The organism is Pacificimonas sp. ICDLI1SI03 (assembly GCF_054740865.1).
Genome location: NZ_JBSQAU010000001.1, coordinates 24,727 through 39,346 on the forward strand (window position 1 = coordinate 24,727; position 14,620 = coordinate 39,346).

Below are 14,620 nucleotides of genomic sequence, written 5' to 3' on the forward strand. Positions count from 1 at the left end.
CTCAGGGGCGCGTCTGGCCGCTGCCACGGACAATGGTTTTATAGGTGGTCAGCCCTTCCAGCCCGACTGGCCCCCGCGCGTGCAGACGTCCAGTCGCAATACCGATTTCAGCGCCAAAGCCGAATTCTCCGCCATCTGCGAATTGCGTGCTGGCATTGTGGATGACGATGGCGCTGTCCACGCCCGCCATGAACCTGGCTGCGGTTGCGGCATCATCGGTTACGATGGCATCGGTATGGTGGCTGCCATGCCGTTCGATATGGGCGATGGCATCGTCTACCCCGTCGACCAGCTTCGCGGCCACGATCGGTTCCAGATATTCCGTATCCCAATCTTCCGGCCGCGCCGGCTCGACCCGCATTTCCATGCCTTTGATGGCGACGTCGCCCCGCACCTCGCAGCCCTCATCAAGCAATAGGCGAATGAGGGCAGGGGCCTTGTCAACGGCGGCGCGGTCGATCAGCAATGTCTCCATCGCGCCGCAGACGCCGGTCCGACGCATTTTCGAATTCAGAACGATGGCCTTTGCCATCTCCAGATCCGCGGCGCGGTCAACATAGACATGACAATTGCCGTCGAGATGGGCCAGCACCGGAACGCGCGCTTCCTCCTGCACACGGGCGACCAAGGTCCTTCCGCCGCGCGGAATAATGACGTCGATGAATTCCGTAGCCCCCAGCATGGCGCCGACGGCGGCGCGGTCCTGCGTCGGCACCAGTTGGATCGCGGTGCCGGGCAGGCCGGCCGTTTCAAGGCCTTGAACGATGGACTTGTGAATGGCCCGATTCGATCTCATTGCCTCGCTGCCGCCGCGCAGGATAGCCGCATTCCCCGCCATCAGGCACAGCAGACCGGCATCGGCGGTAACATTGGGGCGGCTCTCGTAGATAACCCCGATCACGCCCAAGGGTACGCGGACACGTTCGAAACGAAGACCGCTTGGGCGATCCCAGGAGGAGATGATCTGTCCGACTGGATCGTCGAGGCCTGCGATCGCCTCGGCGGCGTCGGCCATCGCCATGATCCGTTCGGGATCAAGTCGCAGCCGGTCGACCATGGCATCGGACAGTCCCTCTGCCGCGTCGACATCGGCCTTGTTCGCTTCAAAAATGGAATCGAGATCATCCCGTAATGCTGCAGCGACCGCGCGCACCGCATTCGCTTTCACACCGGCAGGCGCCAGCGAAACTGCCCGCGCTGAGGCGCGCGCTGCGGCGCCCAACGATTGAACCAGCGTATCGGGATCTTCGTTCATATGAGGACCAAGTCATTCCTGTGAACAACGGCGGCACGCGGAGCATAGCCCAACAGATCGCCCTGCGCATCGCTGCGCGTGCCCGCGATTTTTCGCATTTCATCGGCAGAATAGGCGATCAGGCCTCGTGCAAGAAGGGCGCCGTCCAGATCGTGGACCTCGACCGCATCGCCGCGCGAAAAGGAGCCGCTAACGCCTGTGATTCCCGCCGCCAGCAAGCTTCCGCCCTCGCACAAAGCGGCGCGGGCACCATCATCGATGGACAAAGTGCCGCGCGCATCCAAATGCCCGATCAGCCACGCCTTCCGCGCGCCGGGGGCAGGCGAGGGGAGGAAAGTGGTGCCGCTCCCTTGCTGAAGCCATGTGCTGAGCGGGTGCTGCACGCGCCCGTCGGCGATCGTCAATGCAATGCCGCTGGCGGCGGCGATGCGCCCGGCCTCGACCTTGGCGGCCATTCCGCCACTGCCGAGACCAGAGGAAGGACCAAGTTCGGCGGCAATCTGCGCATCGGGCGCAACCTGATTGATCAGGGTGGCGCCGCCCAAGGCTGGATCGCGGTCGTAAATGCCCGCCACGTTGGACAGCAACAACACCTTGTCCGCGCCTGCCGCCTGACCAACCCGTGCGGCAAGCCTGTCATTGTCGCCAAAGCGGATTTCCGCTGTCGCCGTCGAATCGTTTTCATTGACGACGGGGACGGCCCCCAGGGCCAAAAGCCGTGCAAAGGTCGCACTGGCGTTCAAATATCGGCGCCGATCCGCTAGGTCGTCCAGCGTTACCAGGATCTGTGCCGCCGTCAGTTTGCGCGCGCTCAGCAGGTCGGCATAAAGACCGGACAAAACGATCTGTCCCGCCGCGGCCGATGCCTGTGCGTCATCCAGGCTACCGCGCCCGCCATCCGTCAGTCCCAGCCGCCGCGACCCTAGCGCAATCGCGCCGGAGGAGACGATGATCACCTCCGTCCCCCGTGCGCGCAGATCGGCAATGTCATCAATCAGTGTCGCCAGCCAGTCCCGACGGACTTCGCCCGCCGTGTCGACCAGCAGCGCAGAACCCAGTTTTACGACCAGACGTGCTGGCAGGAGTTCTAGATTCGGCACCGGATCTCTCCGTTGGTTAGGGGAAAGGAGAAAGGTACAGCTAGGGGCGCCATTCCTGGACCTCCTCGACTGTCTCCGGATCCTCCTTGCGTGCCGCAAATGTCTTTTCCATCAGCATGTCGAGAATCTTTGTCATCCCAGCGCCGGATATGGCCGACACGGTGTGGATCTCATTCCCTGTCACCTCCGCCAGTTCGGCACGCTGCGCGGCAATCAGTTCAGCGTCCAGCGTGTCGCATTTCGTCAGGGCGACGATCTCCTGCTTTTCGGCAAGGCCATTGCCATAGGCGGCAAGTTCATCGCGCACTGTCAGATACGCCGCCGCAGGGTCATTCTGTCCCGCGTCGACCAGATGCAGAAGGACGCGGCAACGTTCGATATGGCCCAGGAAGCGATCGCCTATGCCGACGCCGTCCGCTGCTCCTTCGATCAGCCCCGGAATGTCTGCCAAGACAAAGGACCGCTCCTTATGCTCCACAACGCCCAGTTGAGGCTTTGTGGTGGTAAAGGCGTATTCGCCGATTTTTGCATCGGCATTGGTGACGGCGGACATGAATGTCGACTTGCCGGCATTGGGCAGGCCAACCAGACCGGCATCGGCCAGCAGCTTCAGGCGCAGCCACACCCACATTTCTTCCGCCGGCTCACCCGGCTGTGACTGGCGCGGTGCGCGGTTCGTCGATGTCTTGTAACTGGCATTGCCACGTCCGCCCAAGCCGCCCCTCAGGACAGTGATCTGCTGACCGACCTCCACCATGTCGGCCAGCAGCGTCTCGCGATCCTCGTCAAAGACCTGCGTGCCGACGGGCACGTCAATGATCAGGTCGTCGGCGCCGGCGCCCGTGCGGTTGGAACCGGCACCGCCCTTCCCCCGCGCGGCGCGCCAATGCTGCCGATAACGAAAGTCGATCAGCGTGTTCAGCCCTTCGACGGCGCGAAAGACGACATCGCCGCCGCGCCCGCCATTGCCGCCGTTCGGACCGCCATATTGAATATATTTCTCGCGCCGGAACGAGACAGCACCCGGCCCGCCGGCGCCGGATTTCAAATAGATTTTTGCCTGATCGAGAAATTGCATATGCCGCGCCTTAGCCCAGGGTGCCGCCCACCGCCACTATGCGGCGAGCGCCATACGTTCGCCTGCCCATTCATCGCGGGTCAGTAGATATTCCACACAAATTACATCTTCCCCACGCGGTATACTGAAATAGCGGCGCAGGATCGGCAATTTGCGGAAGCCGAGCTTTTGCAAGACCCGACCGCTATTGGGATTGTCGGTGTAATGACCAGCGGAAAGCGTGGGCAGCCGCCACGCAGTGAAGGCGTGTTCCAGAACGGCGCGGCCCGCCTCTACAGCGATTCCGCGCCCCCAATAGGGCTCAGCGATCCAGTAGCCCAGTTCGATATCCCGATCCCTGTCGGGGCGTTTTCCAAAGCCGATATGACCAACGTGATGCGGGCCGCTGTCCGTCCGCAGAAAAATGCCAAGGCTGATCTTCTGCGGCCACGCGGCGCAGTCAGCGGCAATTTTCTGTTTGGCGTCCTCAAGCGGGAAGGGGGATCGCGTCGACGCAAGATTTCGGTGAACGGCTGGATTGGCCAGCCCCTCATGCACAGTCTTTGCGTCTTCGGGCCATAATGGCCGCAGGAACAGTCTTTCAGTGACCATGAACATCCGGGAATTCCTTTCCCGGGAGAATGAAAAAGGGAGGCGGTGACCCGTCTCCCTTTTCGCGGAAGCCTTTTGCGCTCCCTGGGTCACCTCTCCGGTGACCTATAGGCGGGTCACCACGCTTATTCGGCAGCTTCTGCCATCGGCAGGACCGAAATATACTTTCGGGCTCGCGCACCCTCGTGGAATTTCACTTCGCCTTCGATCAGCGCGAACAGCGTGTGGTCCTTGCCCATGCCGACATTGCTGCCCGGATAGAATTTGGTGCCGCGCTGACGCACGAGGATATTGCCGCCCAGCACGTGCTGACCGCCAAAACGCTTCACACCAAGACGTTGACCCGGACTGTCGCGTCCGTTGCGGGAGGAGCCGCCTGCTTTTTTATGTGCCATGGTTCAGGTCCTCTCTTATTCGCCGTCGCTCGTGGGAGCGGATTTCTTCGTTGCCGTCTTCTTGGCAGGGGCCTTCTTTTCGGCTGCGGGCGCGCCCTCGTCGGCTGATTTCTTGGAAGCAGCCTTTTTGGCAGGTGCCTTTGCCTCTTCCTCGGCGGGAGCGGCTTCGGACTTCGCAGGCGCCGCCTTCTTCGCTGCCGGGGCTTTCCCGCCCAGGCCGGTGATCTGCAACACCGTCAGCTGCTGGCGATGGCCCTGCGTGCGACGATAACCGTGGCGCCGCTTTTTCTTGAAGACCTTGATCTTCTTGGCCTTGGCCTGCTCCAGGATTTCGGCATGCACAACCTCCTTGGCCGCGTCCTTCAGATCGCCGCCATCGGCCATCATCAGCACGTCATCAAGGGCGATCTTGTCGCCTACTTCGCCGTCGATACGATCGACGATGATTTTCTGGTCTGCGGCAACGCGGTACTGCTTGCCGCCCGTGCGAACGATCGCGAACATCGGGTCTTCCAAACGAATATGTCTCAAACGCACAAAGACAGCGCCAGGCCGAACCTTTCGATACGGCGCGCTGTCTAGCGAAGGGGTCACCTAGGAAAGCGCCGCCCCCGCGTCAACCTGATTCCTAATGGGCATGCCCAGGTTTCAGGCGATAGCGGCCGTCACCCGCCTTTTCGAAGATGTCGCTGATGGCCGGATGTATCGGATCATCGGCATTATCGTCGTGCAGCAGGTTCTGCTGACTGACATAGGCGACATAGGAATCCTGTCCATTGTCGGCCAGCAAATGGTAATAGGGCTGGTCCTTCTTCGGGCGCACCTCTTCGGGGATCGCCTCCCACCATTCGTCGGTGTTGGCGAATTCCGGGTCGACATCAAAGATGATTCCCCGAAAATCGAAAAGGCGGTGCTTCACCACATCGCCAATACCAAAGGCGGCCTGGCGTACGATCGCGTCGAGCGCGGACGTGCGTGGGGCACCGCGGTTCGGCGTCTCGGTCATGGCTGCGCTCCTTTCGCTACTTGTTGGCAATATAGGAAGGGTCAGGTACGGCTGCAAAGCCCGTGGTCGCCGCAGCGTTCCTTTCCCTTTGCAAAGCGGGCAATCCCCCCTATATGCCCGCGCTTCGATCAGCGCGGCCCGCCCGCGTCAGCGCCCTTCTGCGGAGAGGTGACAGAGTGGTCGAATGTGGCAGTCTCGAAAACTGTTGTGCCTTATGGGTACCGTGGGTTCGAATCCCACCCTCTCCGCCAGCAACCTCCCGCATGAAAACTTGGCGAGGCTGCTGGACGAAGCAATCGAGCTGTATTGGAATTGACAACTAGCGCTCATCGCGCGTTGTACAGGCGGCCTGAATTGCATACAATTTCTCGGGGCATCGAAGAGCCGATGAATTCAAATGGTCGGATTAGCATTGTGGTGCCGAGGAAGAACTCTCTTCGTATTTATGCACTGCTAGCGGCAATTGGTTACACGATACTGGCAAGTCTGCTCATTCCGACAGGAAGCCTTGGCATCCTTGCCTGGGCCGCTGCTCCGGCAGGAGTCTCTGGGCTTCTAGTATTATTGGTATCAGATGCAAAAGGATCGCCTTTCTGGCTCACTGTCCAAGCTATATTACTTGTGCCCGGTGCCCCGATCCTAATCTGGGGGTTGGCGATAAACCCCGGCCTCAGCAACCATTTGGTCGCACTTTTTTTACCGATATACCAGTTCGCTTTTATGATCATTGCGGGCGTAGGCTTCCGGTTAACCCAAGCAATCAAGTCTTGAGTGCGGGACGACCGCATTCCACCCCCTTCATAATAAGCAGGGCGGGACACTCATCCGTGCCCACTCCGTCGCCATCCCGGTCTATATGTAAACTGTACCCGGATTGCCGATACAGGCGGGCCTCGCACCTGCTGCTCGGGCTTCACTGAAATTCCTGAAGGCGCGGTCCCCTAGAAAGAGTCCGGTGCGGTCGCGCAGTCGAAGTCGAGGCGGCGGGGCGGTGACAGTGTCGTCCGCCATTCTTTCGGTCATTGTGGCAGCCACCGGTAGCGAACCCGCCGGGGTCGGAAGGCTGGTGCGCTGGTCAGGAGCAGGAAGGCGGCGAACGAAGAATTCGACTGGCGAGAGCGCCATATAAGATGCGCATTCCCCGCCGCACTCAGGGCGGTGATCGTGCACAATCGCGACGGATCGCCGCTTAGGCTTGCGAGCCTTGCAGCTATATTCTATAAGCTATAAGAAAATAAGTTGAGCGGGGTGGGAATCGCGACGATTCCTTCACAGAGCGAGGCACTATTGGGAGGAGGGATCATTTTATGTCTAATATGCTAATTGCAGGCGGCACTGTTATTGATGGCACCGGTGCGAAGGGATACAAATCCGACGTGCGCATTGCCGATGGCCGCATCGTCGAGATCGGCGAACATCTTTCGCCGCGGGATGGCGAAGAGGTGTTCCAGGCGGATGGCGCCATCGTAGCGCCCGGTTTTATTGAGGCGCACACCCATTACGACGCGACAATGTGGTGGAAGAACGATCTTGACCCTCTGCCTGCTTATGGCGCGACAACGATCATCACCGGCAATTGCGGCTTCACAGCAGCACCGATCCATGATGATCCCGAAGTGCAGCTTGAGATGGCAAAGATCTTCTCATTCTTCGAAGATATCCCGCTCGAACCTTTTCAGAAGCACGTGCCTTGGGAATGGCGCAAATGGTCCGAATACAAGGCATCGGTCGAAAGGAACATTGAGCTTCCGGTCAATCAGGCGACTTATGCCGGGCACATCGCCATTCGCCTTGCGGCAATGGGCATGGAGGCGTGGGAGCGCGTGGCCACGGCTGAAGAGCGCAAGAAGATGCAGGCGATGTTGGTCGATGCGCTCGATGCCGGCGCGCTCGGGCTTTCTACCAACCTGCTGGACCATGACGGCGAGGACCGTCCAATTCCTACGCTGATGGCCGACGATGCCGAGTTCGAAGCGATATTCGATGTGCTCGAACGCTATCCGGCCTCCACCGTGCAGTGCATCATCGATGTCGCTTTGATGCGCGATAATGGACACGAACAGGCTGAACGCATGCATCGCCTCCTCAAAGGGCGGAATGTGCGCATCCAGCTGACCGGCGGTATCCCGACCTCTGAATATCAGACCTATCGGCTGGACCAGATGAAAGGCATCATCAGTGCGATGCGCGAGGACGGGATCGACGTCTGGCCTGGCTACGGTCACGTACCGCTTACCGCGCAGCTGTCGATCTACAAATCACTGCTGTTCGCGCAATCGGGTGACTATGTCTGGCACGAAGCCGTGCTGGCCGAAGGCGAGGAAGCCAAGGCGGCAATCCTGCGCGACGAGGACTGGCGCGCCCGGGCACGCGAATCGTGGGACAATAAGGTCTACGCCCACTCTCCGATGAGCCAGCCGCATATGCTGTTGTTGACCGAACTGGGTTCAGACAGCGGACACGGTCCGTTCTGTACACTGGCCGAATATGCCGAAGAACTTGGCGTTCATCGTTCCGACGCGATGGCCGAGTGGCTGCTGAACAACGGCGTCTCTTCATCCATCCGGATGGAGCCGATGGCAATGAATGATAACGCGGTTGTGGAGATGGTGCGCGATCCCAAAACGGTAGGCAACATAACCGACGCCGGCGCACATCTGCAGATGCTGTGCGGCGGTGGCGAAAATGTGATCTATCTCACCAAATATGTGAAGGAACTGAAAGCGATTTCAGTTGAGGAAGCGATCAACTCGATGACCGGCAAGGTCGCCGATCACTTCCACCTTGCCGATGTGGGCACGATCGACATCGGCAAGCGCGCGGATATTGTCGTTTTTAATCTGGAAGATATCCAGCAGCACGACATGGAGAAGCGCTTCGATGTTACCGATGGAAAGGGTGGTACCACGTGGCGCTATACGCGCCCCGCGGGCGGCCTGAAACTAACGCTGGTCAACGGCGTGGCGACTTTCCGAGACGGAAAGCAGACGGATGCATTGCCAGGCGAGTTCCTTACGCCCGAACTTGCCGCCGAGATGCAGGCGCAGGCAGCGGAGTAATCACTGAACCCTGAACGTGCCTCATCGGGAAGCCCGAGAGGCCGACGATGCGATGACAAACTGAGGAGAGTCCGAGATGACGACATCTATCCTGATCAAGAACGGCACCGTTGTTGACGGAACCGGCGGGCCGGCGCGAAAGGCCGACGTGCGTATCGAACGCGACCGCATTGCAGCAATCGAGCCCTCCCTAGACGCCAGGGACGGCGAAGAGGTCTTCGATGCGAAGGGATGTCACGTGACCCCCGGCTTTATCGAAACCCACACACATTATGATGCCTCGATGTGGTGGCAGCCGGAATTGGATCCGCAGCCAGGCAATGGTGCGACCACCGTCATCCTGGGAAATTGTGGTTTTACCGCTGCGCCGCTCTCGAAGGAGAAGGCCGCGCAGATGGAGATGATCAAAATCTTCTCGTTTTTCGAGGATATTCCAATGGGTCCGTTCCTGGAACACGTGCCGTGGGATTGGGAAAAATGGTCCGAATACAAAAACGCCATGACCACAAAGGTGAAAATCCCTCTCAATTACTCGGCTTATGTCGGACACATTGCGCTCCGCCTCGCCGCCATGGGTGTTGAAGCCTGGGAACGTGCGGCGACCGCGCAGGAAATCGAGCGCATGGCGGAATTGTTGGAAGATGCACTGGATGCAGGCGCGCTTGGCCTGTCCGACAATCTGCACGACCATGACGGCGACGATCGTCCGATCCCGACACTGAAAGCGGAGGATGAAGAGTTTGAAGCCCTTTTCGATGTGATGGCGCGGTATCCGCAAACCACATATCAGGTTATCGTCGATACCTTCATGCGCATGACCGCGCCTGATCAGATGACGCGTCTCGAACGTCTGACGCGTGGCCGTGGCATCCGAATACAGATTGCCGGCGCGGTGCCGACGCTGGGATTCCAGAAGCCTATTCTGGCTAAGTGCCAGGAAACGCTCAATTCCATGCGTGAAGCCGGGGCCGACGTATGGCCCGGATTTGCCCATGTTTCGCCAACGAGCACACTTAGCCTGACCAAATCGCTGATCTTCGCGCAATCGAACGACTACGTTTGGCACGAAGTCGTTTTGGCCGATAGCGATGACGAGAAGCGGGCTCTGCTTGCTGACGAAGACTGGCGTGCCCGTGCTCGCAACAGCTGGGACACAAAGGCCTGGGATCACTCCCCGTTGAAAAACCCGGATGAGCTTTTCCTTCTGGATTCGGAAAACGGCAAGGGACCGGTTGGCGGAACGCTGAAGGAATATGCTGATCAGCGCGGTCAGCACCGCAGCGATGCGATGGCCGACTGGATTCTAGAAAACGGTGTCAAGTCGACCGTGCACATGGCACCTTTCCCGAAGGACGAGGAATTGACCGTCGAGCTCATGAAGAGCGAGCAGGCCCTCGGCAATGTTTCCGACGCCGGCGCCCACCTCCAGATGTTGTGTGGTGGTGGCGAGAATATCCTCACCTTCACTAAATATGTGGCGGAAGGCCACCTGACGATGGAAGAGGCGGTCCATTATTTGACTGGCAAACCAGCAAGGTTCTTCAATCTTCAGGAAACCGGAACGCTTGAAGTTGGCAAGCGCGCCGACATCGCAGTCTTCGACCTCGATGAGATCGAGTACCAGACCATCGAAAAGGCATGGGACATGCCCGATGGCAAGGGGGGCACGACATGGCGCTTTACGCGTCCGGCCGCGCCCATGCGTCTCACGCTCGTTAACGGCGTAGCAACCTTCCGCGACGGGAAGCAGACGGATGCGCGTCCGGGAGAATATCTCGTTCCGGCGCTGGCTAATGAGAATGAGAGAATTCTAGAAGCGGCTGAATAAAGCTTCTCCGCTATTCCCCTCCCTGTAAGCGCATAGCCGCTACACTCTCCCCGCCCGGTCATTGCCGGGCGGGTTTTTTCTGAAGTCGGGGCGAGGGGATTCGAGAAGACTGGTCTGTTTCGCCGCTACCAAAACAGGACATCCGATGCCTTCCGTGAAGAGGCCAATCTAATTGGTATGTAATTCGTCACAGCCGGTCTTGGGGCGGACAAGGGGCGTCAGCGATTTGCGGCACACGGTGCGGCTCTCAGCTTTACCGGCCTTTTCCTCAAGCTAACAGGGAGATCACTTGGTCTCGGCGGCTGGAGAACGGCGTTTCACTGGTCGAGCGACTGACCGGCGACCGGGTTTCAGATTATTACGGGTATAGCTTTCGAGAGTGGCTTGGCGTGACTATCGCAGTCACCCACTCGATCTGTATTTGGCGGCGCGGCCGCAGATCGCCTTGGAGTGCCCAAGGCGGCGTAGGCGCTCCGTGAACTCAGTTTTGTCCCAGAGCGCCTAAATCCAAACGAGCCCTATTCGGCAGCCTGGGCGTGAGCGGCGACGTCGTTGTCAGGCAGGCGTTCGTCCTCGGACAGCGCAGTGGTATACGCCCACTCGCCCGGGGGCGGCGGGTTCGTGATTCCGAACTCTTCGCGAATATCGCTTAGCTGGCGGTCAAGCATATCGCGGAACGGGATGAGGAATAGGGGGTGCTTCCAGTTCGCGCCCTGCGCCGCACCAACCTGCCGCGCCTTCACTTCGATGGCGTAGCTTTCAGGATAGTGGAGCCCGCTCTTCATCATCGTCTTTGCCTTCAGATAGGCGCCCGTGCGATTGAAGAAAGCGGCGAGTTCGGGAACGAAATAATTGTAGACCGCCACCTCATTCGCTTCGAGCAAGGCGATCTCACCGGCGTGATTTGTCTCGAAACCGGTGATCATATGTTCGATATCGTGCGAGTGGGTGCGCTCTTTCTGGTAAAAATCGAAGTCGTTCTCGATCTTTAGTCCCTGGTAAAAGAAGTCCATATTGTAGGGCGAGTTGACGACGAAATCGTGCACCACCTCCTTCAGCGTGCCCGCTTTGGGATCCTCAAGTTCCTCCGGTTTGAAGAGGGAAACCTTGCGACCTTCCAACCAGGCTTTGAATTCCGGCAGCCGCTGCTTTTCTTCCTCGAAAAGCTGGAAGATCCGGGGCCAATCCTCGTATTTCATCAAACATTTCACAACGTGCGGAATATAAGCCGTCGATGGCAGGTCCGGACCATTGCGGCGGAGCATTTCCTGCGCGATCAGGTCGCGCAGTTCCGGATCGTTGAGATATGGCGAGGAGCTGATCAAGACAGAACTCTGGGTCTCGTGATGAACCTGCCCTTGATTGAAATAAGCCACATCGGCTTCGCTGACACGAGATGCGATGTTGTCGGTCATATCCTTCTCTCCCCTAGTTCGAAACTACGATCAGCAGCAATTTTCTTATACCCTATACTTATACCTGAGTGTCGAGCGGGTGACAACCGGAAGTTACGCTGATGCCTGGCGGCCACCGCCACTTGTCGGGCTTGATCGCGATAATGCGAGGCGCCGACGCCGCGCCTCCACCTCACGGACCACTTCTGGCGAGCACGCGAACACGATGGGCTAACCGGTTGTCATCCGCTCGCGCGATCAAAACGCAGCTGTGATCTCAAGCCCATACTGACGGCCGCGCAGGCTGGTTCCGGTGAGCGAAAGGGTCGGCGCCCCAAATTGAATCGGGGTCTCGTTCGTAAGATTCTTGCCAAAGGCAGAGATCGCGACGCTACCGCCCCCGAAATCAATCGCTCCGACCCCGATCCGTCCATCAACCAGCCAGTAGGATGGCTGCTTTCGACTGTCCTCGAGAGGCGACAGCGTCTGACCGGTCGGGTCGCCCAACAGGTCCAGGATCGGCGTCGAAACCAGGAAATAGGATCCGCGATAGCTTGCACCAAGGCGTGCGAAGAAGTTTGCACCATTGGCAAACGGGTCGCTCTCATATGCGGCCTCGACTCGTCCCGTCCATTTGGAGTTGTACGTAGTTGTCGCAACATCGGCGACATCCACGCCATTTAGAATGAAAGTCTTGTAGTCGAGATCGTTGTAGCCGATGTTTCCGGTCAGTACGAAGCCATAGAATGGAACAACAGTGGTTTCGATCTCGAAACCTTTCACTTCAGCCTCGCCAGCATTGTCGAATGTCTGGCGCCCGTTGATGAAGTTTTGCGTTTGTAGGTCAGTGTAATCAGAATAGAACGCGGCTGCGTTGAACCGTAAGCGATCGTCGAACAGCTGCGATTTCAGTCCGATTTCATAAGACGTCAGGCTTTCCGGATCATAGGGAATGCCCGACAGGATGCCGCCCGCGACATAGCCCGTGGCAATCTTGGCGTATGCCAGGATGTCCCTCACGGGCTCCCAGTTCACGATCGCGGTATAATTGAACTTCTCGAAGCTTTGTTTGTAGGTGCCAAGGCCCAGCACAGTTCCTTGCGCTCCTGCGACCTCGGTGATGTTGGTCTCCCGGTCATCCCACGTATAGCGCGCGCCGAGCGACACGTCGAAGCTTGGCGATAGCTTAAACGTGACCTGCGTATAGATTGCAGCGCTGTCATTGATGGAATCACCACGCGTGGTACCGCTGCCAAATGTGCCATCAAGACTTGGATTAACGGTTTCAGGCACGCCATCGCCGTCAAAATCGTAAGAGCCGGGGGGCAGGCCGGGAATCAAGCCGACCTGCGACCCGTCAACGATGACGCCGTTATCGACGGGCTGGTAGATGCCAAGAACGTCGGTTGCCGGGCTATCTTCGTGGAAAAGGAAGACGCCGGAGGTCATGTCAAAGAAATCGCGCTGCATCTGGATCTGGAATTCGTTCGAGACCTGCCACTGCTCCGTCGCGCGCGACGTCAGGAGCGTGAAGAACTGGTCATTGGGTCCGGGGGCGTTCGCCGGATCGAGAACCCCGCCGATGTTTCCCGTCAACAGGTTCTGCAACTGCGCGGTGGTGAACAGCAGGCCGCCCGAGGAGGCCAGATCGTTGATATACGGATCCTGCCTGAATTTGCGATAGGCAGCGATATTCTTGATAGTTGCGAAGTCGGTGGGGATCTCCACCGTCAGGCTGTGCCCTTGGGCGACGATATGCTCGTTGCTCGTAGCATTGAATACCGGATTGAGCGGATCGCCGTCCGGCGAAAAATTATACCGATTGCCCGGTGGCTGAAGAGATAGAATCCCGAGAAGCAGATCCCCGCCCGGTTCCGGAAGGGGGCCAAAGGCCTGGGATGGCTGTGGCGACCCATTCTGATCGGTATAATCGAATTTATAGTCTGCGATTACTGGGCCAAAATCACCCCGCAGTGCCACCTGCACGCCATCCACGTTGCGCGTGCCCAACTCATTCGCAAAGGTCAGAACGCCGAAATCTTCGGCGCGGGGACGAAGGTCAATGGTCTGCCCGCCAAGCGCATTATCGACGTAGCCGCCGATTTCGTCATGGAGGTATGACACACGAAGCGAAAACGGTCCGAACTGCGGCAGATCGGCGCTTATCTTACCGCGCCAGGCGTCAAAGTTTCCATAGGATATCGAGCCCTTGACCCCAAGAGAACCCGAAGGTGTTGCGGTGGTGATCGAAAGGGCACCGCCGGTGGCGTTACGACCGAACAGGGTGCCTTGTGGGCCGCGTAGCACTTCGATTCGCTGAATATCGGCCAGGTCGAACAGCGCGCCGACGGTGCGGCCGACATAGACGCCATCGACATAGACGCCGACCTTGGGATCCACAGCGTTGTTGCTGGTGCCCGAGGAAATGCCGCGGATCTGTATGGTGGGGTTTGAGGGAACCCCCGCCTGAGTGAAATTCAGGTTCGGGACAAGGCCGGCAATATCGGCGCCGCTGGTCACGCGCTTGTCCCCGATCTCTTCCTCGCCGATCGCCGTCACCGCGACCGGCACGTCCTGCAGATTCTGCTCGACGCGCTGCGCAGTCACGACGATCTCCGTTAGGCCGGCCGGTCCGGCATCGGGCGCCACATCACCCGTAGTCTGCGCCAGTGCTGGCACCGCCGCGAACGCGGCGGTGGTTGTCATCAAGGTCGTCACTGCCCTGTTACGCATATTGATCCTCCCCAATATCCGTGAGTGAGCTCGCAATTCCCGTCGCACGCTCCACAGTGGGCGCGGATCGAGCAGGGTTTTGCGAAGGAAAACGGATTTTTTGCGATCCGGCACATTGGCCGGATGTTGGCTGTCACTCCCCCTGAAACGTTACCCTCGTCTCGATCGCGAAGGTTTTCGT

11 protein-coding genes and 1 tRNA gene are annotated in these 14,620 nt (G+C 59.0%); 3 read left to right on the forward strand and 9 right to left on the reverse strand.

What is annotated here, in order from left to right; genetic code table 11:
- Position 1 precedes the first annotated feature (1 nt).
- From ACSMXM_RS00135 to hspQ, 7 genes are all read right to left on the reverse strand, one after another.
- The gene (locus ACSMXM_RS00135; protein ID WP_460312867.1) at positions 2–1,255 is read right to left on the reverse strand and encodes a glutamate-5-semialdehyde dehydrogenase; all 1,254 of its coding nucleotides are present in this window, start codon (positions 1,253–1,255) and stop codon (positions 2–4) included.
- On the reverse strand, positions 1,252–2,355 hold the full coding sequence (proB, locus tag ACSMXM_RS00140) for a glutamate 5-kinase (protein ID WP_460312869.1): 1,104 nt from the start codon (positions 2,353–2,355) through the stop codon (positions 1,252–1,254). The genes ACSMXM_RS00135 and proB overlap by 4 nt, the downstream gene beginning before the upstream one ends.
- 40 nt (positions 2,356–2,395) lie before the next feature.
- Positions 2,396–3,433 carry a GTPase ObgE gene (obgE, locus tag ACSMXM_RS00145; RefSeq protein WP_460312871.1) on the reverse strand — a complete coding sequence of 346 codons (1,038 nt, stop codon included), beginning with the start codon at positions 3,431–3,433 and terminating at the stop codon, positions 2,396–2,398.
- 36 nt (positions 3,434–3,469) lie between these two features.
- Positions 3,470–4,030, reverse strand: a complete 561-nt coding sequence (locus ACSMXM_RS00150) for a GNAT family N-acetyltransferase (protein WP_460312873.1) — start codon at positions 4,028–4,030, stop codon at positions 3,470–3,472.
- 119 nt (positions 4,031–4,149) lie between these two features.
- Positions 4,150–4,419, reverse strand: a complete 270-nt coding sequence (gene rpmA, locus ACSMXM_RS00155; protein ID WP_460312875.1) for a 50S ribosomal protein L27 — start codon at positions 4,417–4,419, stop codon at positions 4,150–4,152.
- Between the two features lie 15 nt (positions 4,420–4,434).
- Positions 4,435–4,923, reverse strand: a complete 489-nt coding sequence (gene rplU / locus ACSMXM_RS00160; protein WP_460312876.1) for a 50S ribosomal protein L21 — start codon at positions 4,921–4,923, stop codon at positions 4,435–4,437.
- Positions 4,924–5,047: 124 nt separating this feature from the next.
- Complete coding sequence (gene hspQ / locus ACSMXM_RS00165; protein ID WP_460312878.1) at positions 5,048–5,425, reverse strand: heat shock protein HspQ; 378 nt, start codon at positions 5,423–5,425, stop codon at positions 5,048–5,050.
- Positions 5,426–5,587: 162 nt separating this feature from the next.
- Here hspQ and ACSMXM_RS00170 point away from each other — a divergent pair.
- From ACSMXM_RS00170 to ACSMXM_RS00180, 3 genes are all read left to right on the forward strand, one after another.
- Positions 5,588–5,676 (forward strand) — tRNA-Ser (locus ACSMXM_RS00170).
- A 1,056-nt stretch (positions 5,677–6,732) separates the two neighbouring features.
- A complete protein-coding gene (locus tag ACSMXM_RS00175; protein ID WP_460312880.1) occupies positions 6,733–8,484 on the forward strand; it encodes an N-acyl-D-amino-acid deacylase family protein in 1,752 nt (583 codons plus the stop codon).
- A 76-nt stretch (positions 8,485–8,560) separates the two neighbouring features.
- Positions 8,561–10,312: an N-acyl-D-amino-acid deacylase family protein gene (locus ACSMXM_RS00180; RefSeq protein WP_460312882.1), complete on the forward strand. Its 1,752-nt coding sequence runs from the start codon at positions 8,561–8,563 to the stop codon at positions 10,310–10,312.
- Between the two features lie 518 nt (positions 10,313–10,830).
- Here ACSMXM_RS00180 and ACSMXM_RS00185 read toward each other — a convergent pair.
- Together ACSMXM_RS00185 and ACSMXM_RS00190 are read right to left on the reverse strand one after the other, a co-directional pair.
- Complete coding sequence (locus ACSMXM_RS00185; protein ID WP_460312884.1) at positions 10,831–11,727, reverse strand: hypothetical protein; 897 nt, start codon at positions 11,725–11,727, stop codon at positions 10,831–10,833.
- 237 nt (positions 11,728–11,964) lie between these two features.
- Positions 11,965–14,439 carry a TonB-dependent receptor gene (locus ACSMXM_RS00190; RefSeq protein WP_460312886.1) on the reverse strand — a complete coding sequence of 825 codons (2,475 nt, stop codon included), beginning with the start codon at positions 14,437–14,439 and terminating at the stop codon, positions 11,965–11,967.
- Positions 14,440–14,620 lie beyond the last annotated feature (181 nt).

Coding starts and splice junctions, on each gene's coding strand:
- ACSMXM_RS00135 (WP_460312867.1), bottom strand. CDS start 1,255: ATGAACGAAGATCCCGATACGCTGGTTCAATCGTTGGGCGCCGCAGCG.
- obgE (WP_460312871.1), bottom strand. CDS start 3,433: ATGCAATTTCTCGATCAGGCAAAAATCTATTTGAAATCCGGCGCCGGC.
- ACSMXM_RS00150 (WP_460312873.1), bottom strand. CDS start 4,030: ATGTTCATGGTCACTGAAAGACTGTTCCTGCGGCCATTATGGCCCGAA.
- rpmA (WP_460312875.1), bottom strand. CDS start 4,419: ATGGCACATAAAAAAGCAGGCGGCTCCTCCCGCAACGGACGCGACAGT.
- rplU (WP_460312876.1), bottom strand. CDS start 4,923: ATGTTCGCGATCGTTCGCACGGGCGGCAAGCAGTACCGCGTTGCCGCA.
- hspQ (WP_460312878.1), bottom strand. CDS start 5,425: ATGACCGAGACGCCGAACCGCGGTGCCCCACGCACGTCCGCGCTCGAC.
- ACSMXM_RS00175 (WP_460312880.1), top strand. CDS start 6,733: ATGTCTAATATGCTAATTGCAGGCGGCACTGTTATTGATGGCACCGGT.
- ACSMXM_RS00180 (WP_460312882.1), top strand. CDS start 8,561: ATGACGACATCTATCCTGATCAAGAACGGCACCGTTGTTGACGGAACC.
- ACSMXM_RS00185 (WP_460312884.1), bottom strand. CDS start 11,727: ATGACCGACAACATCGCATCTCGTGTCAGCGAAGCCGATGTGGCTTAT.
- ACSMXM_RS00190 (WP_460312886.1), bottom strand. CDS start 14,439: ATGCGTAACAGGGCAGTGACGACCTTGATGACAACCACCGCCGCGTTC.